The 21,028-nt window shown below is 38.0% G+C and carries 17 protein-coding genes and 1 riboswitch; all 17 genes read right to left on the bottom strand.

The annotated features are described in order from the left end of the window. Positions 1–22: 22 nt before the first annotated feature. Positions 23–1,216, bottom strand: a complete 1,194-nt coding sequence (locus KIK00_RS17360) for a cell surface protein (RefSeq protein WP_255813620.1) — start codon at positions 1,214–1,216, stop codon at positions 23–25. A 14-nt stretch (positions 1,217–1,230) separates the two neighbouring features. After that, positions 1,231–2,364: a YncE family protein gene (locus KIK00_RS17355; protein ID WP_255813619.1), complete on the bottom strand. Its 1,134-nt coding sequence runs from the start codon at positions 2,362–2,364 to the stop codon at positions 1,231–1,233. After that, positions 2,361–4,394: a TonB-dependent siderophore receptor gene (locus KIK00_RS17350; RefSeq protein WP_255813618.1), complete on the bottom strand. Its 2,034-nt coding sequence runs from the start codon at positions 4,392–4,394 to the stop codon at positions 2,361–2,363. Before KIK00_RS17350 ends, KIK00_RS17355 begins: the two co-directional genes overlap by 4 nt. Before the next feature lie 108 nt (positions 4,395–4,502). After that, positions 4,503–4,689, bottom strand: a riboswitch (cobalamin riboswitch). 92 nt (positions 4,690–4,781) lie between these two features. After that, positions 4,782–5,729: a transporter gene (locus KIK00_RS17345; RefSeq protein ID WP_255813617.1), complete on the bottom strand. Its 948-nt coding sequence runs from the start codon at positions 5,727–5,729 to the stop codon at positions 4,782–4,784. A gap of 12 nt (positions 5,730–5,741) precedes the next feature. Beyond that, entirely contained in the window at positions 5,742–6,791 is a 1,050-nt protein-coding gene (locus KIK00_RS17340; RefSeq protein ID WP_255813616.1) for a cytochrome-c peroxidase, read from the bottom strand. Next, positions 6,784–7,611, bottom strand: a complete 828-nt coding sequence (locus KIK00_RS17335) for an MbnP family protein (protein WP_255813615.1) — start codon at positions 7,609–7,611, stop codon at positions 6,784–6,786. The genes KIK00_RS17340 and KIK00_RS17335 overlap by 8 nt, the downstream gene beginning before the upstream one ends. A 201-nt stretch (positions 7,612–7,812) precedes the next feature. Beyond that, on the bottom strand, positions 7,813–8,181 hold the full coding sequence (locus KIK00_RS17330; protein WP_255813614.1) for a hypothetical protein: 369 nt from the start codon (positions 8,179–8,181) through the stop codon (positions 7,813–7,815). Between the two features lie 4 nt (positions 8,182–8,185). Next, on the bottom strand, positions 8,186–8,860 hold the full coding sequence (locus tag KIK00_RS17325) for a superoxide dismutase (RefSeq protein WP_304664981.1): 675 nt from the start codon (positions 8,858–8,860) through the stop codon (positions 8,186–8,188). A gap of 104 nt (positions 8,861–8,964) precedes the next feature. Continuing rightward, on the bottom strand, positions 8,965–9,642 hold the full coding sequence (locus KIK00_RS17320) for an SCO family protein (protein WP_255813613.1): 678 nt from the start codon (positions 9,640–9,642) through the stop codon (positions 8,965–8,967). Further along, on the bottom strand, positions 9,629–9,904 hold the full coding sequence (locus tag KIK00_RS17315; protein WP_255813612.1) for a YHS domain-containing protein: 276 nt from the start codon (positions 9,902–9,904) through the stop codon (positions 9,629–9,631). Before KIK00_RS17315 ends, KIK00_RS17320 begins: the two co-directional genes overlap by 14 nt. Before the next feature lie 207 nt (positions 9,905–10,111). Then, positions 10,112–10,474 carry a hypothetical protein gene (locus tag KIK00_RS17310; protein ID WP_255813611.1) on the bottom strand — a complete coding sequence of 121 codons (363 nt, stop codon included), beginning with the start codon at positions 10,472–10,474 and terminating at the stop codon, positions 10,112–10,114. A 470-nt stretch (positions 10,475–10,944) separates the two neighbouring features. After that, positions 10,945–12,912 carry a heavy metal translocating P-type ATPase gene (locus KIK00_RS17305; RefSeq protein WP_255813610.1) on the bottom strand — a complete coding sequence of 656 codons (1,968 nt, stop codon included), beginning with the start codon at positions 12,910–12,912 and terminating at the stop codon, positions 10,945–10,947. Positions 12,913–12,957: 45 nt separating this feature from the next. Further along, a complete protein-coding gene (locus KIK00_RS17300; RefSeq protein WP_121486359.1) occupies positions 12,958–13,377 on the bottom strand; it encodes a Fur family transcriptional regulator in 420 nt (139 codons plus the stop codon). A gap of 17 nt (positions 13,378–13,394) precedes the next feature. Beyond that, on the bottom strand, positions 13,395–14,291 hold the full coding sequence (locus tag KIK00_RS17295) for a cation diffusion facilitator family transporter (RefSeq protein WP_255813608.1): 897 nt from the start codon (positions 14,289–14,291) through the stop codon (positions 13,395–13,397). 18 nt (positions 14,292–14,309) lie between these two features. Further along, the gene (locus KIK00_RS17290; protein ID WP_255813606.1) at positions 14,310–15,191 is read right to left on the bottom strand and encodes a bestrophin family protein; all 882 of its coding nucleotides are present in this window, start codon (positions 15,189–15,191) and stop codon (positions 14,310–14,312) included. Positions 15,192–15,323: 132 nt separating this feature from the next. After that, on the bottom strand, positions 15,324–16,553 hold the full coding sequence (locus KIK00_RS17285; protein WP_255813604.1) for an efflux RND transporter periplasmic adaptor subunit: 1,230 nt from the start codon (positions 16,551–16,553) through the stop codon (positions 15,324–15,326). 82 nt (positions 16,554–16,635) lie between these two features. Continuing rightward, positions 16,636–20,997: a CusA/CzcA family heavy metal efflux RND transporter gene (locus tag KIK00_RS17280; protein ID WP_255813602.1), complete on the bottom strand. Its 4,362-nt coding sequence runs from the start codon at positions 20,995–20,997 to the stop codon at positions 16,636–16,638. Positions 20,998–21,028: the final 31 nt, after the last annotated feature.

Genomic DNA, 21,028 nt, shown 5'->3' with positions numbered 1-21,028 from the left:
TTAATTTAAATAGATTGAATTATTATTTGAAATGTAAATCGTAGGCTCCTGCCACTTCTGTAGAAACTTCTCCCAGCCAGCCAGCTTCCTGATTGATTCCTGTATATATTTTCATGAAATCAACGCCGGGAAGTTTTACATATTTCCCATTTCTGTCTACAGCCCAGGAAATATCAATGTTTGAAGCATCATCATTATTTGGGGCATTATCAGCATATCCGAAATCATATGATTTTCCTACCCAATAGGATCCGTCTCCGTTCTGATCGTAAAAATTGTTTGCCAGACGTGTTCCCGAAAAACCGTAAGAACTATCTGTAAACCACAAAGGATAATAGCTCTGTGCATGAAAAGTATTCTTTGTTTTAAAGCCCTGATTACCAAGATTGTCATTCCACTTGATATATTCTACATCAGTCTGCCAGAATTCAGTTCCAGCCACAGGTGTTTTATTTTCATCAGGTTTATAATAAGTTATACTGTAATCTTTTACAGTTGTGTTTTTAAAATATTCGCTGCCTGCAATTTCGTACCACTCATCATTATCTGGTTTTCCGTTTTTATTTCTGTCGTAGGCTACCATAATAATTCCCGGTTCACAGGATCCTGAGCGTTGATCACTGGCATCATTTCCAAAGAATGCATTTCCCAGTATTTTAAAATCTCTTCCGTTCAGGTTCGGAATAGTATGATCAAAACCGAAAACAACATATCCGCCATATCCTCCCAGACTAATCATGGTAGAATTGCCTCCCACCAAAGATTCGTTTGCTTTCTGAAGCATATTTGCAGCTGTATTTCCAGGTATATATTCCGGAATTTCATTCATGAACTGTCCTACAGCGGGGCGGAATTCTAATACTTTAGCAATATATTTACTGTAAGGTGTTTTTTCTTTGGTAACGATAATTTTCGAATGATAAACCTGCTCGTTGCCTTTATTATTAATTTTTAAAGTCAGCGGATAAGCATCTGCCGTTGGGCTGATGAATTCAAGTTCTGAATTTTGAGAGATAATAGAGTCATTGATACTCCACGTAACTGATCCTGATGCATTGGTAGGAATACTCAAAACCTTAAAACGCTCAATGGAATAGGAATCGTCAAGACCGTTAAATGTGAACTCATCTTCATCATCATGCTTACAAGCTATCACTCCTGTCAGGAGGCATGATAAAAATCCGATTTTTAAATAAGTAAAGGTATTTCTGTTCATTTCTTAAAGTTTGGTTATTTGTATAAAAAGGTGAAGTGGGCAGGGATATTTCCACCCTCTGTCTTCCATTTAAAGTGTCCGTTTTTATCAAAGCAATACACAAATCCCATAGAAACATAATTTCTGGCATCTGTCATGTAGATATCTTCTGTGATTGGGTTTACAGCAATTCCGTAAGGTGTTTTAATAGCAGTTTCGTATTCTTTGTCAAAAAGTCTGTTGGCAATGATTTGTTCTGTTTTTACATCAATGATCCCAAAGCTTTTTTTATAGCTGTGCGTGTTGTAATTGAATTCATTTCCATAGAAATAAAGTTTATCATTAACGATTGTCATTTCGCTCACTGCGAGATGGAAATCTTTTTTAACAATTCCCGTTGCTGCATCTATAAGGTATAAACTGGAAGGAACGTTATAGTAATCTCCTCTTGAACTTACGTAAAGATCACCGTAATTGTCTTTTTTAATATGGTGAAGATTAATGGCAACATTTAATTTCTGAATTTCAGTAAAAGTATTCAGGTCTATTACAGAAACGGTATTATCGTAATCGGGAGCTTTATATCCTCCGGAATTGGCCACAAATAATTTATTCCCTACAATTTCCATTTCTTCCGGCTGATATCCCACTACCACTTCACGCTGGATAGAAAGAGAAGTGGTGTCAATTTCTACAACTTTTCCCTTTGGAGCTTTTGGATTAATAGCTACCGGACCTGCATAGCTGCTGGCATAAGCTTTCCCGTCTTTGAAGGTTAAATAACGGCAGTTTTGTAACGGAATAGAAGTAATACGTTTAGCTGTTTTTGCATCCAATACTTCAATTTTATTGGAAACATTAACAACAATGTACAGCTTGCTGCCATAGACTTTAATATCATTTCCTACATCTCCCAGCTCTTTCACCACATTCGGGTTAATCTCTGCATAAATATTCCGGTAGTAGGTTCCTTTGGTATAATCAAAAAAGTCCAGCGTACATTTGTTGCTTCCCATATTTCCTTCATTCAGCATGTAGAAACCTTTTATTGCTGTATTTTCTGATGGAAGCCCCTCTACTACTTCCTGACGAACGATAATATCATCTGTACGGCATGAAGTAAGAAAAGCTAATACAAGAAATAAAAAATAAAAGTTTAGTTTTCTCATAAGGTGAAGTTTAAAATAAGTTTAAAGTTTCTTCCAGGCATCGGATAATTGATCACTACATCATAATATTGGTTGAAAATATTATTCATCTCAAGGCTTACTTTAAATTGATGATTCGCCCAGTTGAATTTTTTCTGAACTGACAAATCATGGGTATACCAGGGCTGTACGTAATTGTATTGAATATTATCCTGATTCACATCATATCTTTCTCCTACATACATCGCACTGTAATTGAAGCTCCAGTCTTTATAATCTGCCATCAGGCTGAATGAGCCGCTATGCCATGGTGTATAAGGAATCTGATTGCGGTAGAAGGTATCCTCCGGATCAGTCATATCTCTTGCGCTTTGGTAAGTGTAGGAAAGCAATGGTCTTAACTTTACTTGTCCCATCTGCAATTCAGTCTGAAGATTTACATCGGCTCCTATGATTTCCACCATTCCAAGGTTCATCATCAGCCAGCGGAACATGCTTCCGTTAGGAGCTGCAACAATCTTATCCTGTACCTTGTTGTAATAACCGTCTACTTTAGCATAAAAGCTTTTAAAGAAACGGTTGTTATAATTCTTCTGGTAAGTAAATCCTATATCATACTGATTGGTGAATTCCGGTTTCAGGTAAGTATTTCCGATATTGGTATAATACAAATCATTGAAGGTTGGAAGTCGGAAAATCCTTTTATAGAAAGCTCTTAGAGTAAGCTCGGGAATACTTTCCGGCTGATAGCTCATAAATACGGCAGGTGTCCATTCTCTGCTGTCTCCGGGTCTTTTATTTTTTCTTACTTCTTCAAAAGTAAAAGTTCCTAAAAGGCTACCCAGAATTTTGAATCTGTTCCACTGATACGTTGTTGCCAATGCTACCAATGTGGTGTAGCGTGTAGGATAAGAAAAGTTATCCAGATTGGCATCCAGATTATTGTACTGAAAATCCCCACTCAGGCTGACATCCCAATTGGGTGTGATAGAATAGATATTAGACGAGGAAAGATAGAGCTCTCGCTGGATATAGGTATTATCGGTATGAATAATTGACTGCGAGCGAACCGTGTCCATGAAATGGGTATAATCATAGGCAAATTTTGCTTTCAGCTGTGTTTCAAATTTGGGAAACAGTTTTTTCCGCAGGTTGGCCTGTACGAAATAATTTTCATCAGAAAATCTCGCTCCTCTTCCTCCAAAACGGCCATTCACAATAGGAGCAGGCATTCCACGGTCTGAAATATAACCATAGCCTCTTACATTCCAGCTTCCGTTGTTTAAAGTTCCGTTTATTGAAGTTTCAAAACGTTTTGCTTTGATATCTGAGTCCTGCCTCTTTGCGATAGTATCATAGGCCTTTTGTCCATCAGGATATTTCTTTGCATACCGAAACCTGTAAATTCCGTCACTTTGCATGAATTCTCCACTGAAGCTGGCAGAAATTCTATCTGAAATTTTCTGCTCCAATCGGAAAGACGGATTAAAGAGATCAATGGAAGCACTTTTGGCTCTTAACACAAGATTGGTTTTCCGTGTTCCTTTAAATACAGGCGTTTTGGGCTGTAAATAGATTGACCCCGAAGAACCGAAGTCTTTTGCCGGTTGGAAAATCTCACTTTTCTGTCCGTTGTATAATGATATTTCTTCCAGATCGTCCAAGGAATATCTTCCCAGGTCAACGAGTCCATTTTGGGCATTCCCCAGTTGAATCCCATCATAGAAAACACCTACATGCTGACTACCCATACTACGGATATTGATGGTTTTTAAACCTCCCAATCCTCCATAGTCTTTGATTTGCACTCCGGAAAAATACCGCAATGCATCTGCTACAGAGTGACTGCTAAGTCTTTCCAGCTGTTCGCCTTGTAGGGTTTGTGCCGGAAGAATTTCTTTAAAATTTTTCTTGTAAAGGCTGATCACCTTGATGGATTCTTCCTGAAGACTGTCTTTTTTCTTGGTTTGAGAAGACAAAAGTTGAGATGTTAACACCAGTATTGTGAAAACAGCTTTATAAATTGTTGAAGTAATTAGTTTTGCCGTCATTAGCTCATTTAGGATAATGATGACGCTAATGGGTATAAGAATACAAAGACAAAGCACAGCTGTCACTGCGCAGAATCATTGATGTCCTAAGCTTTATTCCACGAAAGCGTCAAACGATTATTTTCTGGCAGGTCTTCTGACTTACTCCATTTTTGAAATCCTTCCCATTAAAAAAACAGTGGATATATTCTTCAAAAATCTTGGTGCGGAGCTTACAGCAGCGGGTCTGTTCCGGATTTTCACCGGATTCCCTTTTAAGAGCTTTTTATGGCTCACCAAATTTCGGCAAAGATAAAGAATTATTCCTAACCCCCAATTAAAATCATGATTCATAAACAATTAAAGCTCCCGAAGGAGCTTTAACATCTTTTCATTAAGGGTTTCATTTTAAATTCCAATATTCAGGAATACACTGAATCTTGATTTTGCTTCAATATCTCCTCCTGCCAGATGAGTATACATCGGAAGCATTACTTCACTTCCCAGGCTCAGTTTTTTATAAGAAGCTTCAAATCCCAGTTTGCCATACAAAGCACTTCCTGCAGTATTGGGAAGCGCTTCATCAAACTGTTTATTCTGAGCATAAACTTCTCCCTGAGCACCTGTTTTTACAGAAAAAATGGATTTTTCATTTCCCGCAACCTGATAAAAACCCGTCGCAGCATAGTTCCATTGGTTTCCAAAACGGTAATTTTTCTTATTCTCAGTTTTGATGGTATAGTCTGTATTGACCAATACTGCCACTTTATTTTTCTGAAATTTATAGTTCAAAGCCGCCTGATAATCCCAGCTGCCTGTTCCCAACTGAAAACTTGGATTAACACCAGACGCTCCTTTTTCGTCAAATTTTCCTAAAGGAATTTTCACACCCAAACCTCCGCTCAGATGATGAAAATTATCTTTAGAGCTCATCAGCTGGTAAATTCCCATCAGATTCAGATCACCTATACCATTGATCTTGATATCTCCCTGCATCATTTTCTTTTCATGGAAATGGAATGGCAGACTTGCATATACGCTCAGTTTTTTAGTCAATGGAATTTTCCCCCAAAGCTGAAGGGTATTGAAATACTGATCCTGAGTAAGGTCTTTTACAAATAAGTTTTCCTTTGCTTTGTAATGTTGTGCAAAATATTTGATTCCGATAAACTGTGGATTCAGTAAAGATTCAGAACCAGATGATCCGTTACCAGCTGCACAACCACAGGCATCACAATCATCATCAAAATCGAATCTGCTAAAGGTATCCGGAGCAATATATGCACTGTCTCTAATAATCTTTGCCTGATACTGATTAAACAGGATCAAACTTACTATCAATATAATCTTCTTCATGTTTTCTATAAATTATTCTGCAAATTTTGGATTGGATATAAAACTTTTATCCGATAATGTTTTCAGAAATGCGATAATTGACTGTTTTTCCTGACTGTTCATGGCAATTCCTACATGACCGTTCTGCTTCAGCTGCGGATCAAGATTAGCATTATCTTCCACCTGATCTGAATAGAAATTGAGTACCGCCTCTAAGCTGTAAAATCTTCCGTCATGCATATAAGGTGCTGTATATTCTACATTTCTTAAACTCGGAACACGAAATTTCATCCAATCAACCTGATTAAGGGAAACTCTGTAACGTCCTGCATCCTTGAATTCTGTATTGTAATACATTCCCGTGTTTCTGAAGCTTTCATCGGTAAATAATTCTCCGCTATGGCAAGAAGCACATTTCTGATTAAATAATGCCATTCCCTGAGATTCCCCTGAAGTCAATTGTTCTTTTCCCTGCTTGAATCTGTCGTATTTTGAATCTGCAGAAATTAAAGAAGCCATAAACTGTGATAATGCTTTTAAAATTCTTTCGCCAGTAATAGTTTCGTCTCCATATGCTTCTCTGAACAGCTTTTTATATTTCTGATCATCTTTAATCTTTGAAATTGCTTCTGGTATGGAGCTGTCCATTTCATTGACGTCTGTAATTGGGCTAATGGGCTGTTCATTCAGATTATGAATTACACCGTCCCACATATATCTTTTCAAAAAAGCCATATTCTGAATAGGTGGAGCATTCCTGATTCCTATTCTGTCATCTACACCATGGCTTACGGTATGCCCGTGATGGGTGAATGCATTTTCCTGAATATGACAAAAACCGCATGAAATGGTATTATTTCGGGAAAGCCTTCCTTCATAGAATAATTTTCGTCCCAGTTCTACTCCATTTTTGGTTACCGGATTCATCGTTTTATCAAAAGTCATTTCCGGGAAATACGAAGGAAACTGCAGATTGTAGGCTTCATCTTTTTCCAACGGCTGGATCACCTCATCAGAACAGGAAATACAGCTCAATACGAATACAAGCAGAAGTAATAACGTTTTAACAAAAAGATTAATCATTGTGAACGTGGTCTACTTTAAACATTTTTGTAAGATTATTGGTAACGTCTATCAGGTGTTGATTGGAACCCATCAGCATATCATTGCCTGTGGCAAGAGTAAGCGCTTTCTCTCCACTCAGAAACTGGTTCAGATCTGCCACAATATGAACAGAAGGGCGAATTTGCCCTGTCACTCTTGCTGTTGTCGGAAGATTTAAAGTAATTTCACGGTATAGATCAGCCTGTTGATTAGCTGTAACATTTCCCATATTTCCGGTATGATTCATGAATTCCTTCGAAGGAGCATCATTTCCATATTTGCCTTCCAGTTTTACAAAAACGTAACCGGCAGCCCATGACCATGTCATTCCTTTCTGCTTCGCTTTTGTCCAAAATTCAGCCTGACCGTCCTGCCCTAGTAAATACGCTTTCTGACTGACTCCCAATCCGAATTTTATTCTTTTGTAATTGTTTTTCGGAATACCATCCAGATTAAGGTATATGATTCCGGCTACAGCATCTGCCTGATCCACAATAAAAGCTCCTTTATCAGGGTTGTTTTCATTGTACTTAAATTCATTTCCGCTCTCGTCTATCAGTGTGATGTTACTGATTACATATTTCAAAGCAGAAAAATTATGCTTTTGTCCGTTAGAAGAAGTCTGAACCGTCTGATTCAGAACAATGTCTCCTACATTATTAAATCCGTTTTCAAATTTGATCTGAAGTTTTCCGGGCGTGGTATCCTGCGGATCATCATCCCTGCTGCTTTCACAGGCTACAAAAGAGAATAAAGTAAAGGCAATAAAGAATAGTGAAAAAAATTTATAGATTTTCATTGTTGATTTTTTAAGTTGAATTATAATTTTTGAATGTAAAAACATTCTTTTTTTACCACAAAAGGCACAAAAATTCTCACACTTAAGTTATTAAAGTGATAAGTTTTATACATGATAAGAACACTCAAGCTTTTAAAAATATTTGATTTTTAATTGATGTAAGCTTTTGTGACTTCTGTGATTAAATAGTGATAGTTTAACTTAAAAAGCCGGTGGTTTGAAAATATAAGTAAGAAACAGAAAAGAATAAGCTGTTTCGTAGGTAAAGTTAAAATTGAAAAACGTGCATTTTTCAGTAGTTATGATCTCTGCTGTTTCAGGCAGGATATAGGTATCAAGGATTTTCTGTCCTGAGTTTTTTATTTTCTGAAAGGGTGAAGATTCCGAATCATTGGTTTTTGCCAGCTCTTTACTCAGGTAACATTTTCCGTTACAGTGAATCTCCGGTCTGCTTTTATTTATACAGAGAACTTTAACAATATAATCATAATTTACAGCATACTCTACCAATGGCACCAAAGGTCTTAGCACCATATAAAAAGTAAAAAGTATGCTGTAAAATAATTTCATCAGACTATTTCTTGCTTAAAGCTTCGTCATATCTTCTGCTGATCTCTTTCCAGTTGGTAACGTTCCAGATAGCGGTAAGATAATCTGCTCTCTTATTCTGATATTTTAAATAATAAGCATGTTCCCACACATCAATTCCGAAGATAGGAGTTCCTTTCTCTTCCACAACATCCATCAAAGGATTGTCCTGGTTAGGAGTAGAGGAAACAAATAGCTTTCCGTTTTTATCCACAGATAGCCATGCCCATCCTGATCCGAAACGGTCTGCCCCTGCTTTGCTCATTTTTTCTTTAAAAGCATCCATACTTCCGAAAGTTTCAGTGATAGCTTTTGCTAATTTTGCAGAAGGCTGCGTGTTTTTCTGAGGAGTAAGAACAGTCCAGAACAGTTCGTGGTTGTAGTGTCCTCCTGCATTATTTCTCACTGCAGCAGGCAGTTTTGAGACATTGGAAAGAATCTGAAACAAAGTTTCTTTTTCCTGCGGAGTTCCTGCAATGGCTTTATTTAAATTAGCTGCATAAGCCGCACCATGCTTTGAATAATGAATTTCCATAGTTTGGGCATCAATATTTCCCTCCAAAGCATTATAAGCATATGGCAGAGCCGTCTGCTTAAACTGAGCCAGTGTAAACTGGGCTGCGAAAACTGCACTTAGAGCAGCTATTTTCAAAATCTTCATAATGTTTTTGTTTATGGTTGAACAATGTTTTTTGTGTTAAGCAGGAAGATGGAAGATCGAGGCTGGAAGAACTTCCAGCTTCAAGCACCCAGCTTCCCTCTTTCTTATTTCAATAATTTCTTAATATCCTCAATCAGGATTTCTCTGTCTGGGTGATATTTACCCGTCAGCATAGGTGTTTTACCTTCCGGATCTTCATAATTTAATCCTGAATAGTACAGGATGGGCATATTTTCTTTATTGTATCTGCATCTGATATTTCCGTCCTGATCTACCAGAGCAATCATTCCGCTGTGATTCAGGCTTTCTCCTTCATCTTCTTTATCACCTACATAGATATTAAATTTATCCGCGAGATCACCAATATAGGTACGGTCACCGGTCAGGAAATGCCAGTTCGGAGATTTTGCGCCTATTCTTTCAGCATGTTCTTTCAATGCCGATGGAGTATCGTTTTCCGGATCAATACTGATGGAGATGATTCCGAAGTTGGGGTCATTGATCTGATTCTGAATAGCCTTCATATTGGTATTCATCACCGGACATATTGTAGGGCATTTGCTGAAGAAAAATTCTACCAGATATACCTTTCCCAGCATATCCTTATTGGTAATTCTTTTGCTGTTCTGATCCGTCAGTTCAAAATCGGGAACTTTCATCACGGTATAAAGGTTTTTTTTAAAATACCCCATTCCTACTCCTATTCCCAGGAAAAGCAATGCAAATAATGCGATCGGTATAATCACTTTACTTTTGTTATTGGTCTTCTTATTTTTGGGCATATTTCTCGGGACTTTTTTTGAATTCATCTTTGCAGTAAACACTGCAAAAACCATACGTTTTATTTTTATATACGGCTGTATCTTTAAGAGCGCCGTCCGTTTTCATGTGGCAGATAGGATCTTCTTCATTCACTACCTGTACATTTTCTATCTTCTTTCCGGAAGAGTCCATGTGGCTTGCATGCTTTACCTTAGGCGTTTCTTTGGCACACGACAGTAATGATATTGACAGCATAGCGATCAAAATAATTGGAGATTTCATTTTAATGTTAAATTGAAATTAATAATGTTAAATAAAGTTATGACACAATGTGGAAGTCTGAAAAACACAGAATTCCTCAAAAAGAATCAGTGTATTTCTAACTGCTTACAATTGTTCATTTTAATTTGAGAATATATCTTTAAGGCTCGTTAATAAAGCTTTAAGTACTTTTATATCATCAACTAAAAATATAGTTTATAATAAAAATCAAGCTAACGGAGGATGGAATATCCTGGAAAAGTATTCTGAAGAATGAGAATTAAAGTAACTTGAATCGGGAATTTCGGAAAGTGACTCCGAATTCAAATGAGAGGAGAATGAAAGGATATCATGAGAAATAAAAACATCTAATCCTGCAATCTTTACTGTTTGGGAACTATTGGACTGTTTTTCTGTTTTTGCAAGTTCTTTTTCCACGTAGCATTTTCCCTTACAGGTTGACTGTGGTACGTTTCTGTTCTCACAAAGGTTTTTTACAATATAATCATAGTTCACAGCATAGTTTACCAATGGCAAAACGGGACGTACTGCAACGGTAAAAATGATGAATATGGAAATGAATAACCTCAACGATTTTGTTCTCTGTTACAAATATACTACTTCAAAACTGTTTTCTGGATGATTTATGATGAATGTCATTGTGATTGCATACTGTTACCCACAAAATTTACAAAACTGTGCCTGTCACCGGAATAATATTATCCCGAACTTTGAGTGAAACTTTAGACCTAAAAAAAATTTAGTTCTTTATATACAATTTAATCTTGTTGATAAAAGCTTTGCTGATTTTTTTAGCAGAGCTTTTTCTTATTTTGTTGGAATTGCGAAGACACAACACTTTTTTTAAATACCTACTGTTTTAAGGAGCAAAGATTTTATCTCACAGATTAGGGTGATTAAGCAAATCTTATTGATAGTGGTAATTTTTTTGAGATTCCTACGGAATGATAAACATGGTGTATATTTTTTTAAAACAAAGCTCTACTGAAACCAGCAGAGCCTTGATTGAATATAATTTAGTTGTGTTTATTATTTGCTTCTTAAAATTTCATTCTCTGAATTCTCACTGCATTCAAAATAGCCAGCAATGCCACTCCTACATCGGCAAACACGGCTTCCCACATCGTTGCCAGCCCTCCGGCTCCCAGAATCAGAACAACGGCTTTTACAGCAAAAGCAAGGATGATATTCTGCCAAACTATCTTTTTCGTTTGTTTTCCAATATTGATGGCCATTGGGATTTTACTTGGTTTGTCATCCTGAATCACAACATCAGCTGTTTCAATGGTTGCATCACTTCCTAAACCTCCCATCGCAATTCCTACATCACTTAAAGCAACTACAGGTGCATCATTCACTCCGTCACCTACGAAAGCGACGCTTTGATTTCTGGCTTTGATTTCTTTAACCTTATTTACTTTATCTTCAGGCAAAAGGTCTCCGAATGCATTGTCAATTCCCAGCTGATCTGCTACATATTTAACCACGGTATCCTTATCACCGCTCAGCATTGTAGCCTTTACGTTCATTTTATGCAAGTTGTCTACTGTTTCTTTGGCGTCTTCTTTTATACTGTCTGCAATGGTAATATATCCTGCAAACTTTTTATCATAAGCCACTGCAATTACCGTATAAACAATGTTCGCATGGTTAAGATCATAACTGATATTGAACTTATCCAGCAGCTTAAAGTTCCCTACCAGAAGCTCTTTTCTATTAACAATTGCCTTTAACCCATAACCTGCAATTTCTTCTACATTTTCTAAAGGTATAGAATGATTGATATCTCCTACATAATTGTGAATGGCTGTTGCAACCGGGTGGGTACTTTTACTTTCCAGAACATTGACCATCTGAAGGATTTCTTCTTTATTAAATTCAGCGCTCATGCTTACTTCCTGAACTTTGAATACACCTTCCGTCATGGTTCCGGTTTTATCCATCACTACATTCTTAATCTCTGCAATGCTGTCCAGGAAATTACTTCCTTTGAATAAAATACCGTTCCGGCTTGCCGCACCAATTCCTCCGAAATATCCTAATGGAATTGAGATAACAAGGGCACAAGGACAAGATATTACAAGGAATATCAATGCTCTGTACAGCCAGTCTCTGAACTGATAGTCGCTCACAAAGAAATATGGCAGTAAACAGATTCCTATGGCAAGAAATACAACAATTGGGGTATATACTTTAGCAAATTTTCTGATAAATAATTCTGTAGGGGCTTTTTGAGCTGTAGCATTCTGAACGAGTTCCAGAATTTTACTCAGTTTACTGTCTTCATAGGCTGTATTTACTTTTACCAGAGCAATACTGTTCATATTGATCATCCCGGCAAGAACCACTTCGCCTTTATTTTTAGTATCAGGTTTACTTTCTCCTGTTAAAGCAGCCGTATTGAATGAAGCTGAATCTGAAAGCAGCTCCCCATCCAGCGCCAGTTTTTCACCGGGTTTCAGCTGAATGATGTCTCCAATTTTCGCTTCTTTAGCCTTCATCGTCTTTGGCTGATTATTTTCCATAATTGTTACCTCATCAGGGCGCTGATCCAACAATGCTTTTATGTTTCCTTTAGCGCGGGTAACTGCCATAGACTGAAATACCTCTCCTACCGCATAAAACAGCATTACCGCTACTCCTTCAGGGTATTCTCCGATGGCAAAAGCTCCAATAGTTGCGATGCCCATCAGAAAGAATTCTGAAAACACATCTCCCTTGATGATACTTTTATAGGCATCTTTCAATACCGGGAATCCTACAGGAATATAAGCTGCCAGGAACCACACTAAACGTACCCAGCCTGTAAACCATGTGGGTTTTATATAGTTATCAAAGGCAATTCCCAATAATAAGATAATAAAGGATATAATAGCCGGAAGAAACATCTGAAAGACCGTCTGATCTCCGGAGTCGTGAGAGTGGTCATGCCCATCTCCTTCTGCATGATGATGTTTGTGTCCTTTTGTATCTGGTTTTTCGGGGGTTGTACTACAGCATTTTTCCATAACTGAATATTTTTATACAAATGTAAAGATGAGACTGATGCAATGCTATTGCAAATTTTCAAGACAGTTTTCGCAGATTCCTTTGGCAAACAATCGTATTTCATCAATTCTGAAATTGGTCTGGATGTTTTCCGGGAAAGAAATATCTTCTTTGCAGGTGGTTTGTTTGCATATTTTACAGTAGAAATGCAGATGCCAGTCTTTATGTGTTTTTTCATCACAATCGTCTTCACATAATTTGTATTTCGTGGTTGTATTTTCCTGAATGCTGTGAACAATTCCTTTTTCTTCAAAGGTTTTCAATGTTCTGTAGATGGTGATTCTGTCAGCATTATCAAAATGATTTTCTATTTCAGAAAGGGATAAAGCCGCTTCCTGAGAGCTTAAAAAATCATACACCAAAATCCTCATGCTGGTAGGTTTGGTATTTTTATCAATGAGTTTGTGTTCTATATCTTTTTTCATTGTAAGCTTTTAAATTTTTACAGATGGACTTCATTTTCTTCATAGCCTTCCTCTTCTATCTGAAAAGTTGTATGGCTGATTTTAAAGTTATTCACAGTAGTATCTGTCAATATTTTTAATAATTGATTCTGAGAATATCCGCCCTCTTTTACTACATGAGCACTCATCGCATTGACACTGGAGGTAAGTGACCACACGTGCAGATCATGAACACCTTTCACTCCGGGAGTTTTCTCCAATGATTGACGAAGTTCATGAATATCCACATCTTTAGGAGTTCCTTCGAGCAGAACATTAACGGCTTCTTTCAGCAGTTTCCATGTTCTTGGGAAGATCAACAGTCCAATTGCAGCTGAAATCAACGGATCGGCGTAATACCAGCCTGTCGTGAGCATAATCACTCCTGCAATCATTACTCCTACAGAGGTAAGCATATCCGAAAGTACTTCAAAGTAAGCGCCTTTCATATTGAGACTGCCTTCCGAGTCTTTTCGCAGAATCATCATTCCAACAATATTAACGATCAAGCCTATTCCTGCTACAATCAGCATTGATTTACTTTGTACTTCAGGCGGATTCTGAAACCGCTGATAGGCTTCAAACAAAACATAGATCGAAATTCCCAGTAAAACCACTGCATTAATTACTGCTGCCAGTATTTCTGTTCTATAATATCCGTATGTTCTGGAGGGATCTGCTTTTCTTTCTCCTATTTTGATGGCAATAAATGCCAATAACAATCCTACAACATCGGTCAGCATATGAGCTGCATCGGCCAATAGCGCAAGACTGTTGGTTACTATTCCTCCTATTACCTCAGCAATGAGATAGGTTCCGCTAAGGCAGAGTACAATCAGGAGGCTCTTTTTATGTCTGCTTCCTGCAGAAACAGTTTGTGTTGTTGTGCTTTCCATATTGTGTGTATGGTTTAATTACATTTCATAATAAGATGTATTTTCTTTTTTAGGAGGAACATTCTGTTCACCAATCATCTGTCTGATATTGATCTCTATGGTCTGCGCCAGAGAAGTCATCGGAGTATCTACAGGACCATTTTCAAACGGGTCCTGCATGATGATGGATGTTTTTTCAATCGCAATGAATGTCACCGGAACTAGGAAAGTAATCGCAATTTCTACCAACAGCTGCGAATCATCAAGTCCAAAAGGAAGAATAGCCGCAAAAACATAGATCAGAATATGAACTAAAACACTGTAAGAACGTGGGAAAACCGTATTCTTCAGCCTTTCACATTTTCCCATACTGTCACATAGCCTTGTGATGATGTCATTCAGCTGCATCTGTTGGAAATCGGTCAATCCTTTAGAAACTGCAATTTCTTTCAGCTGTCTGGAATGTCCGTCCAGAATTGCGTTGGGAATATTGGCTGCTTTGATCTGATGTTTATCCAAATATTGCTGAACTTTTTCAGAAAACGGCAGCTTTCTCAAAGATTCTCCAAGTGCATAGGTCCAGATGATCTGTCTTTCGGCAAAATCTTTTATTGTTTTATCATCTCCTGCAGGTATAAACTGGATAATCAGCCTTACAAAGGTCCGGGAATCATTTACGATGGCTCCCCAAACTGTTCTGGCTTCCCACCATCTTTCGTAGGACTGGGAAGTACGGAAAGCCAGCAGCAATGATACTGCTGTTCCCAGCAATGCAGGAATATTCAAAGGCAATGAGATTTTGCGAAACCATGGCAGTTCGTCCAAAAGGCCGATGGCTATGGCAAATATTCCGATGAACAGAATTTGGGTTTTTATTTCACGGATGAAATACCAGACTGATATTTTTTTGTTTAATAACATAATCAGGTTATTTATTAAAATTCGGTGAGGTTATCTTTAGTTTCTTCCAACCGTTTTTATTCAATAAAAATTACGTAAACAGCTCTAATTTAAGGATAAAAATCGATATCCTACTGATTCCGGATGCTTTCATTAATGTTCGTGTTCTCCTGAATTGACCAGTTTTGCATTCACGAAAAATGCTCCTTTCACTACTATTTTTGCATTGTCAGGAATATTTCCAACCGGAGTTATCGCGGTATATCCCATATCAGATGTTCCTTTCACTATTTCTATTTTTTCAAAGTTTAAGGTTTTCGGATGTGGTTTTCCTTTTTCTTCGTGCTCTTCTTCCACTTTTTTATCGGTTTGAATAAACACGTAGTATTTCCCATCGGCTTCCACAATGGCCTCAGTAGGAACTGCAGGAGTTGTACTTTTATCAAGGCTTACAATTCCGGTGATATTCATTCCGTCAATCAGTCCAGATTTGTTCCCGATCACTTCACAGTGCATGGAGATGGTTTTACTTTCGTTTTCAAAAGAAGATCCTATGCTATAAATTCTTGCATCATATTCGGTTTCCGGATTGTTGGTCAGTTTAAAATGAACAATCTGCCCTACTCTCATTTTAGGGAGGTCTTTTTCAAACACCTGAAGATCGAGATGAATGGAACCATTATCAATCACCGTTGCAACGGGCGAAGAAATATCTACATAACTTCCGATCTGTGCGGTGATACTACTGATTGTCCCACTGATGGGTGCTGTGATAACCAAACCGGATTTCATATTTCCGTTACTTACCTTTCCAGGGCTTATTCCCATCATCTGAAGCTGTTTTAACAAGGACGCTCTTTTTGTTCTTAAGGTTTTAAGCTCAGCATCGGCGCTCTGAAGGTTTTTCTTGGCACCTGCATCATTATTAAAAAGTTCTTTCTGTCTTCTGTATTCCTGTTCCGCATAGGTTATTCTGCTGTTTGTGGTCAGATAATCTTCCTGAAGTTGGATATATTCAGGGTTGGCGATGGTTGCAATGACCTGCCCTTTTTTCACGATACTTCCTACCTGAATATTGATGGTTTTGATGATCCCTCCGTATAAAGAAGTGATGGTTGCTTTATTACTGTTGGGTACACTCAGCAAACCGTTGGCTTTTATAGTGGATGTCAGCTCTTTCATTTCTACGGTTCCCAAAGCAACTCCTACAGACTTCATCTGCTCTTCTGTGAGTGAAGCTATTGTTTGTGGAGCTTCTTCATGAGCCTGCTCTTTCTGTTCTGTTTTTTCAGGAGCTTTTTCTTCCGAAGCTTCTTTTTTTCCACAGCTTGTTAGTAAGATTGAGATCAGGATAAGAGGGATGATATTATATTTGAGTTTCATAAGTAAAAATGTATTTTGTCTAATGCTGTGTACCATTGTTTTCATTTGTCTGGGAGAAAGTTTTATTAACAGCGTTTTCATATTATTTGTTTATAATTGAATTAATAGTAACTACAGATTGGTTCACCTGCTGGATAGATTCCAGATATTTCAACTGGATATTTGTAGCAGTCTGCAGCGCAAAAAGATATTCCACATAAGAAATCTCTCCTGTTTTATATCCAAGCTGAGCTGCTTTTACAATTTTCTCTGCGTTCGGCAGTGCCTGACTTGTATAGTAATCATACTGTTGTAAGTCCTGCTGATACTGGCTGAAAACATTCTCCAACTGGGCAGCAAGCTGCTGCTTCTGCATTTTAGCATTGGTTTCAGCTACTTGCTTTTCATATTCCAATGCCTGAATTCTCGCTTTTGTTGCCCCAAATGTCAATGGAATAGCCACTCCTACTGTTGCCGACTGAAAACGTTTCCCTGAGTTATAAAAATTCTCCTGTCCATTGATGGTATGAAGACCTATCAAAGATTGGTTGGTATATCCTAAACTAAAATCAGGCAGTCCAAGAGACTTTTCAATTTTCTTGTTTTTTTCTGCAATCTCCATTTCCTGATAAAAAGCTTTTACCGTAGGATTGTTGGCAACTACTGCACTGTCGAGTACATTTTCTGCTTTTAAAGGAGCATAATCTTTGTTAAATGGAACTTCAAGATCTTCTGAAGTGTTCATAAGAGTCTTTAAATTCTTATAAGCATTATTCAAATAGACTTCATTCTGTCTGAGCAGCAGATCAATTTCTCCTTTTTGGGTTTCCGCAGTACTGATTTCAATCTTTTTGATATCACCTGCTTTGAATCTGACGGTTGCAATTCTGATGAATTCTTCATAGTATTTATCCAGACTGGTCAGCTGAGCTTTATTATACTGAAGATATTCAATCTGATAATAATAGGTACGCACCTGTTTTATCAGCTCATTGGCTGTAATTTCCTTATCTATCTGCTTGCTTTTAATATTCTCATTGATTAAGTCTTTTCTTGCTTTAAAAAGCGTTGGAAAAGGAATACTTTGTGAGATAGCAAACGACTGATCAAACTTTGGACTGTTGTACTGTCCAAGCTGGGCTTCAAAGCTTAATTTCGGGAGTTCTTTCGCAGTTGCTCCTAATGCTTCAGCGGACTTAATGCTTAAGTCTTTTGACTGCAAGGTTAAATTATTATTCACGGCCTGCTCTACCGCCTGTTCTACAGAAATCGGTCTGGACTGTGCTTTAAAAGTCTGTCCCAACATCATGAAGCCTAAAACAAGAACAGCAGTAATTGTTCCCGCGTTATTATTTTTTCTTTTCAAAATCTTTGTGTTAAAAATGATATACAGCATTGGCAAAACGAACAGCGTAAGGAATGTTGCAGTTACCAGCCCACCAATCACTACTGTAGCTAAAGGTTTCTGTACTTCTGCTCCCGCTCCGGTGGAAATAGCCATTGGCAAAAATCCTAATGAAGCTACTGTAGCTGTCATTAATACAGGTCTTAATCTCGTTTTTGTTCCTTCAAATACTCTTTTCAGGATATCGGTTTCACCATCTTTTTCCAATTGGTTGAATGTTCCTATCAAAACAATTCCGTTAAGAACTGCCACTCCAAAAAGAGCAATAAATCCGATCCCGGCACTGATACTGAACGGCATATCTCTCACTAAAAGCGCAAATACACCGCCAATGGCACTCATAGGAATCGCTGTAAAAATCAATGCAGCCTGTTTGAACGAGCGGAAGGTAAAATACAAGAGCATAAAAATAAGAAGCAATGACACCGGAACGGCTATCATCAGACGTTTGCTTGCTTCCTGTAGATTTTCAAACTGACCTCCGTAAGTAAAGTAATATCCTGAAGGAAGTTTCACTTTATTAAGTTTTGCCTGAATATCTTTCACCACACTTTCCACATCACGATCTTTTACGTTGAATCCAATAACGATTCTACGTTTTCCCTGTTCACGGCTGATCTGTGCGGGTCCTAATTTATAACTAATATTAGCCACCTGTGATAATGGAATCTGGGTTCCTGTATTGGAAGTAATCATCAGGTTATTCACATCTGAAATATCCGTTCTGTGAAGACTGTCCAGGCGGACGACCAGATCAAAACGTCTTTCATTCTCAAAAACCTGTCCGGCAGCTTTTCCTGCAAAGGCTGTACTTACTGCATTGTTAACATCTTCAATATTCAATCCATAATTGGCAATTCTCGTTCTGTCATACTGAACATTAATCTGCGGAAGACCACTGACTCTTTCAATCTGTGGGGCTGTCGCTCCATCCACTGTCTGAATGATTTTTCCAACCTTATCTGCATATATCGTTAAAGAATCCAGGTTTTCTCCAAATATTTTTACTGCTACATCCTGTCTGATCCCGGTCATCAGCTCATTGAAACGCATCTGAATAGGTTGATTTTTCTCAAAAAAAACTCCAGGAATCGTTTCTAATTTTTCGCTGATCTCATCGGCTAGCTCATTGTATGATTTTTTGGTTTTCCATTCACTTTGTGGTTTCAATACCACAATCATATCAGTAGCTTCAGGAGGCATGGGATCTGTAGGAACCTCAGCAGAACCAGTTTTCCCGACTACCATTTTCACCTCATCAAACTGTTTGATCAATCTTGATGCCTGCATAGAAGTTTCTATACTCTGACTGAGTGAACTCCCCTGTGGTAAAATACAGTGAAATGCAAAATCTCCTTCCTGCAGCTGCGGAATAAATTCACCACCCATATTTTTAAAAATAAAAGCGGAAATCAGAAAAACAACAGCTGTAGCAGAAACAATTATATATTTTACTTTGATAGCTTTCTGTAATAATGGCTGATATATCTTTTGAAGGCGGTTCATCATTTTATCAGAAAAAGTTTCTTTGTGTGATATTTTCTTAGATAAAAACAAGGCGCTCATCATCGGAATATAGGTCAGGGATAAAATCAAAGCTCCCAGAATAGCGAATCCTACTGTTTTTGCCATTGGGGTAAACATTTTACCTTCTACACCTGCCAGGGTAAGAATTGGGATGTATACGATAAGGATGATGATTTCTCCGAAAGCAGCACTGCTTCTGATCTTTGATGCGGAAAGGAAAACTTCTTCATCCATTTCCGACTGCGTCAGGGCACGGACAGATTTCCTTACTCCTAAATGGTGTAATGTAGCTTCTACAATGATAACTGCTCCATCCACAATCAATCCGAAGTCTATGGCTCCAAGGCTCATCAGATTCGCACTTACTCCGAAAACATTCATCATTCCCAATGCAAACAGTAAAGAAAGTGGAATGGCCGAAGCAACGATAAGTCCAGCTCTCAGATTTCCCAAGAAAATTACTAGAACGAAAATAACGATCAATGCTCCTTCGATGAGGTTTTTCTGTACGGTATTGATGGCTCTGTCTACCAGGTCTGTTCTATCCAGAAACGGTTCTATAATGACATCATCGGGAAGAGATTTCTGAATGGTTGGAATTTTTGCTTTGATATTGCTGACCACTTCATTACTGTTTGCTCCTTTGAGCATCATCACGACTCCACCTACAGCATCTACTTTCCCGTCATACGTCAATGCCCCATAACGAACGGCGCTTCCTAAACGAACATCAGCAACGTCTTTTATAAAAATCGGAACGCTTCCGGTTTCGTTTTTAACTGCAATGTTTTTAATATCTTCCAAAGAGGTAACCAGGCCAATTCCGCGGATAAAATAGGCATTGGGCTTTTTATCAATATAAGCTCCTCCTGTATTCTGATTGTTTTTTTCAAGGGCAGTAAATATTTCCGTGATGCTTGTTCCCATTGCTTTTAAACGGTTGGGATCAATGGCCACTTCATACTGTTTTAATTCCCCACCAAAACTGTTGATCTCCGCAACTCCGGGAGTTCCGTTCAGTTGTCTACGAACGATCCAGTCCTGCATGGTTCTGAGTTCTTTGGCATCGTATTTCTTCTCGCTCCCTTTTTTAGGGTGAAGAATGTACTGATATACTTCTCCAAGACCTGTACTTACAGGAGCTAACTCGGGAGTTCCTACTCCTTTTGGAATCTCTTCCACTGCATTTTTCAGCTGTTCATTAATGAGCTGTCTTGCAAAGTAAACATCTACATTTTCTTTGAATACCACTGTAATCACAGACAGTCCGAATCTTGAAATACTTCTTGTTTCCTGAATATCGGGAACATTGGCAATGCTCTGTTCAATAGGAAAGGTAACCAACTGTTCCACTTCCTGCCCCGCCAATGTAGGACATACGGTAATGATTTGCACCTGATTGTTGGTGATATCCGGTACAGCATCTATTGGTAATCTGGTGGCACTCCACGTTCCCCAGATAATCAGTATCAGAGTCATCAACCCAATGATAACTTTATTTTTGATACTGAATTTTATGATTTTATCTAACACGATTGATATTTAATTTTTATTGAAAAGTGAA

Source organism: Chryseobacterium sp. MA9 (assembly GCF_024399315.1).
Classification (GTDB): domain Bacteria; phylum Bacteroidota; class Bacteroidia; order Flavobacteriales; family Weeksellaceae; genus Chryseobacterium.
Note: the sequence above shows the minus strand (reverse complement) of the source record. Positions and strands in the feature narration are given on the sequence as shown.

What these genes read in the sequence shown, in the direction of transcription:
- KIK00_RS17345 (WP_255813617.1), bottom strand. Translation starts at nt 5,729, where the DNA reads ATGAAGAAGATTATATTGATAGTAAGTTTGATCCTGTTTAATCAGTAT.
- KIK00_RS17305 (WP_255813610.1), bottom strand. Translation starts at nt 12,912, where the DNA reads ATGGAAAAATGCTGTAGTACAACCCCCGAAAAACCAGATACAAAAGGA.
- KIK00_RS17335 (WP_255813615.1), bottom strand. Translation starts at nt 7,611, where the DNA reads ATGAAAATCTATAAATTTTTTTCACTATTCTTTATTGCCTTTACTTTA.
- KIK00_RS17295 (WP_255813608.1), bottom strand. Translation starts at nt 14,291, where the DNA reads ATGGAAAGCACAACAACACAAACTGTTTCTGCAGGAAGCAGACATAAA.
- KIK00_RS17350 (WP_255813618.1), bottom strand. Translation starts at nt 4,394, where the DNA reads ATGACGGCAAAACTAATTACTTCAACAATTTATAAAGCTGTTTTCACA.
- KIK00_RS17355 (WP_255813619.1), bottom strand. Translation starts at nt 2,364, where the DNA reads ATGAGAAAACTAAACTTTTATTTTTTATTTCTTGTATTAGCTTTTCTT.
- KIK00_RS17360 (WP_255813620.1), bottom strand. Translation starts at nt 1,216, where the DNA reads ATGAACAGAAATACCTTTACTTATTTAAAAATCGGATTTTTATCATGC.
- KIK00_RS17290 (WP_255813606.1), bottom strand. Translation starts at nt 15,191, where the DNA reads ATGTTATTAAACAAAAAAATATCAGTCTGGTATTTCATCCGTGAAATA.
- KIK00_RS17325 (WP_304664981.1), bottom strand. Translation starts at nt 8,860, where the DNA reads ATGAAGATTTTGAAAATAGCTGCTCTAAGTGCAGTTTTCGCAGCCCAG.
- KIK00_RS17320 (WP_255813613.1), bottom strand. Translation starts at nt 9,642, where the DNA reads ATGCCCAAAAATAAGAAGACCAATAACAAAAGTAAAGTGATTATACCG.
- KIK00_RS17315 (WP_255813612.1), bottom strand. Translation starts at nt 9,904, where the DNA reads ATGAAATCTCCAATTATTTTGATCGCTATGCTGTCAATATCATTACTG.
- KIK00_RS17300 (WP_121486359.1), bottom strand. Translation starts at nt 13,377, where the DNA reads ATGAAAAAAGATATAGAACACAAACTCATTGATAAAAATACCAAACCT.
- KIK00_RS17330 (WP_255813614.1), bottom strand. Translation starts at nt 8,181, where the DNA reads ATGAAATTATTTTACAGCATACTTTTTACTTTTTATATGGTGCTAAGA.
- KIK00_RS17340 (WP_255813616.1), bottom strand. Translation starts at nt 6,791, where the DNA reads ATGATTAATCTTTTTGTTAAAACGTTATTACTTCTGCTTGTATTCGTA.
- KIK00_RS17285 (WP_255813604.1), bottom strand. Translation starts at nt 16,553, where the DNA reads ATGAAACTCAAATATAATATCATCCCTCTTATCCTGATCTCAATCTTA.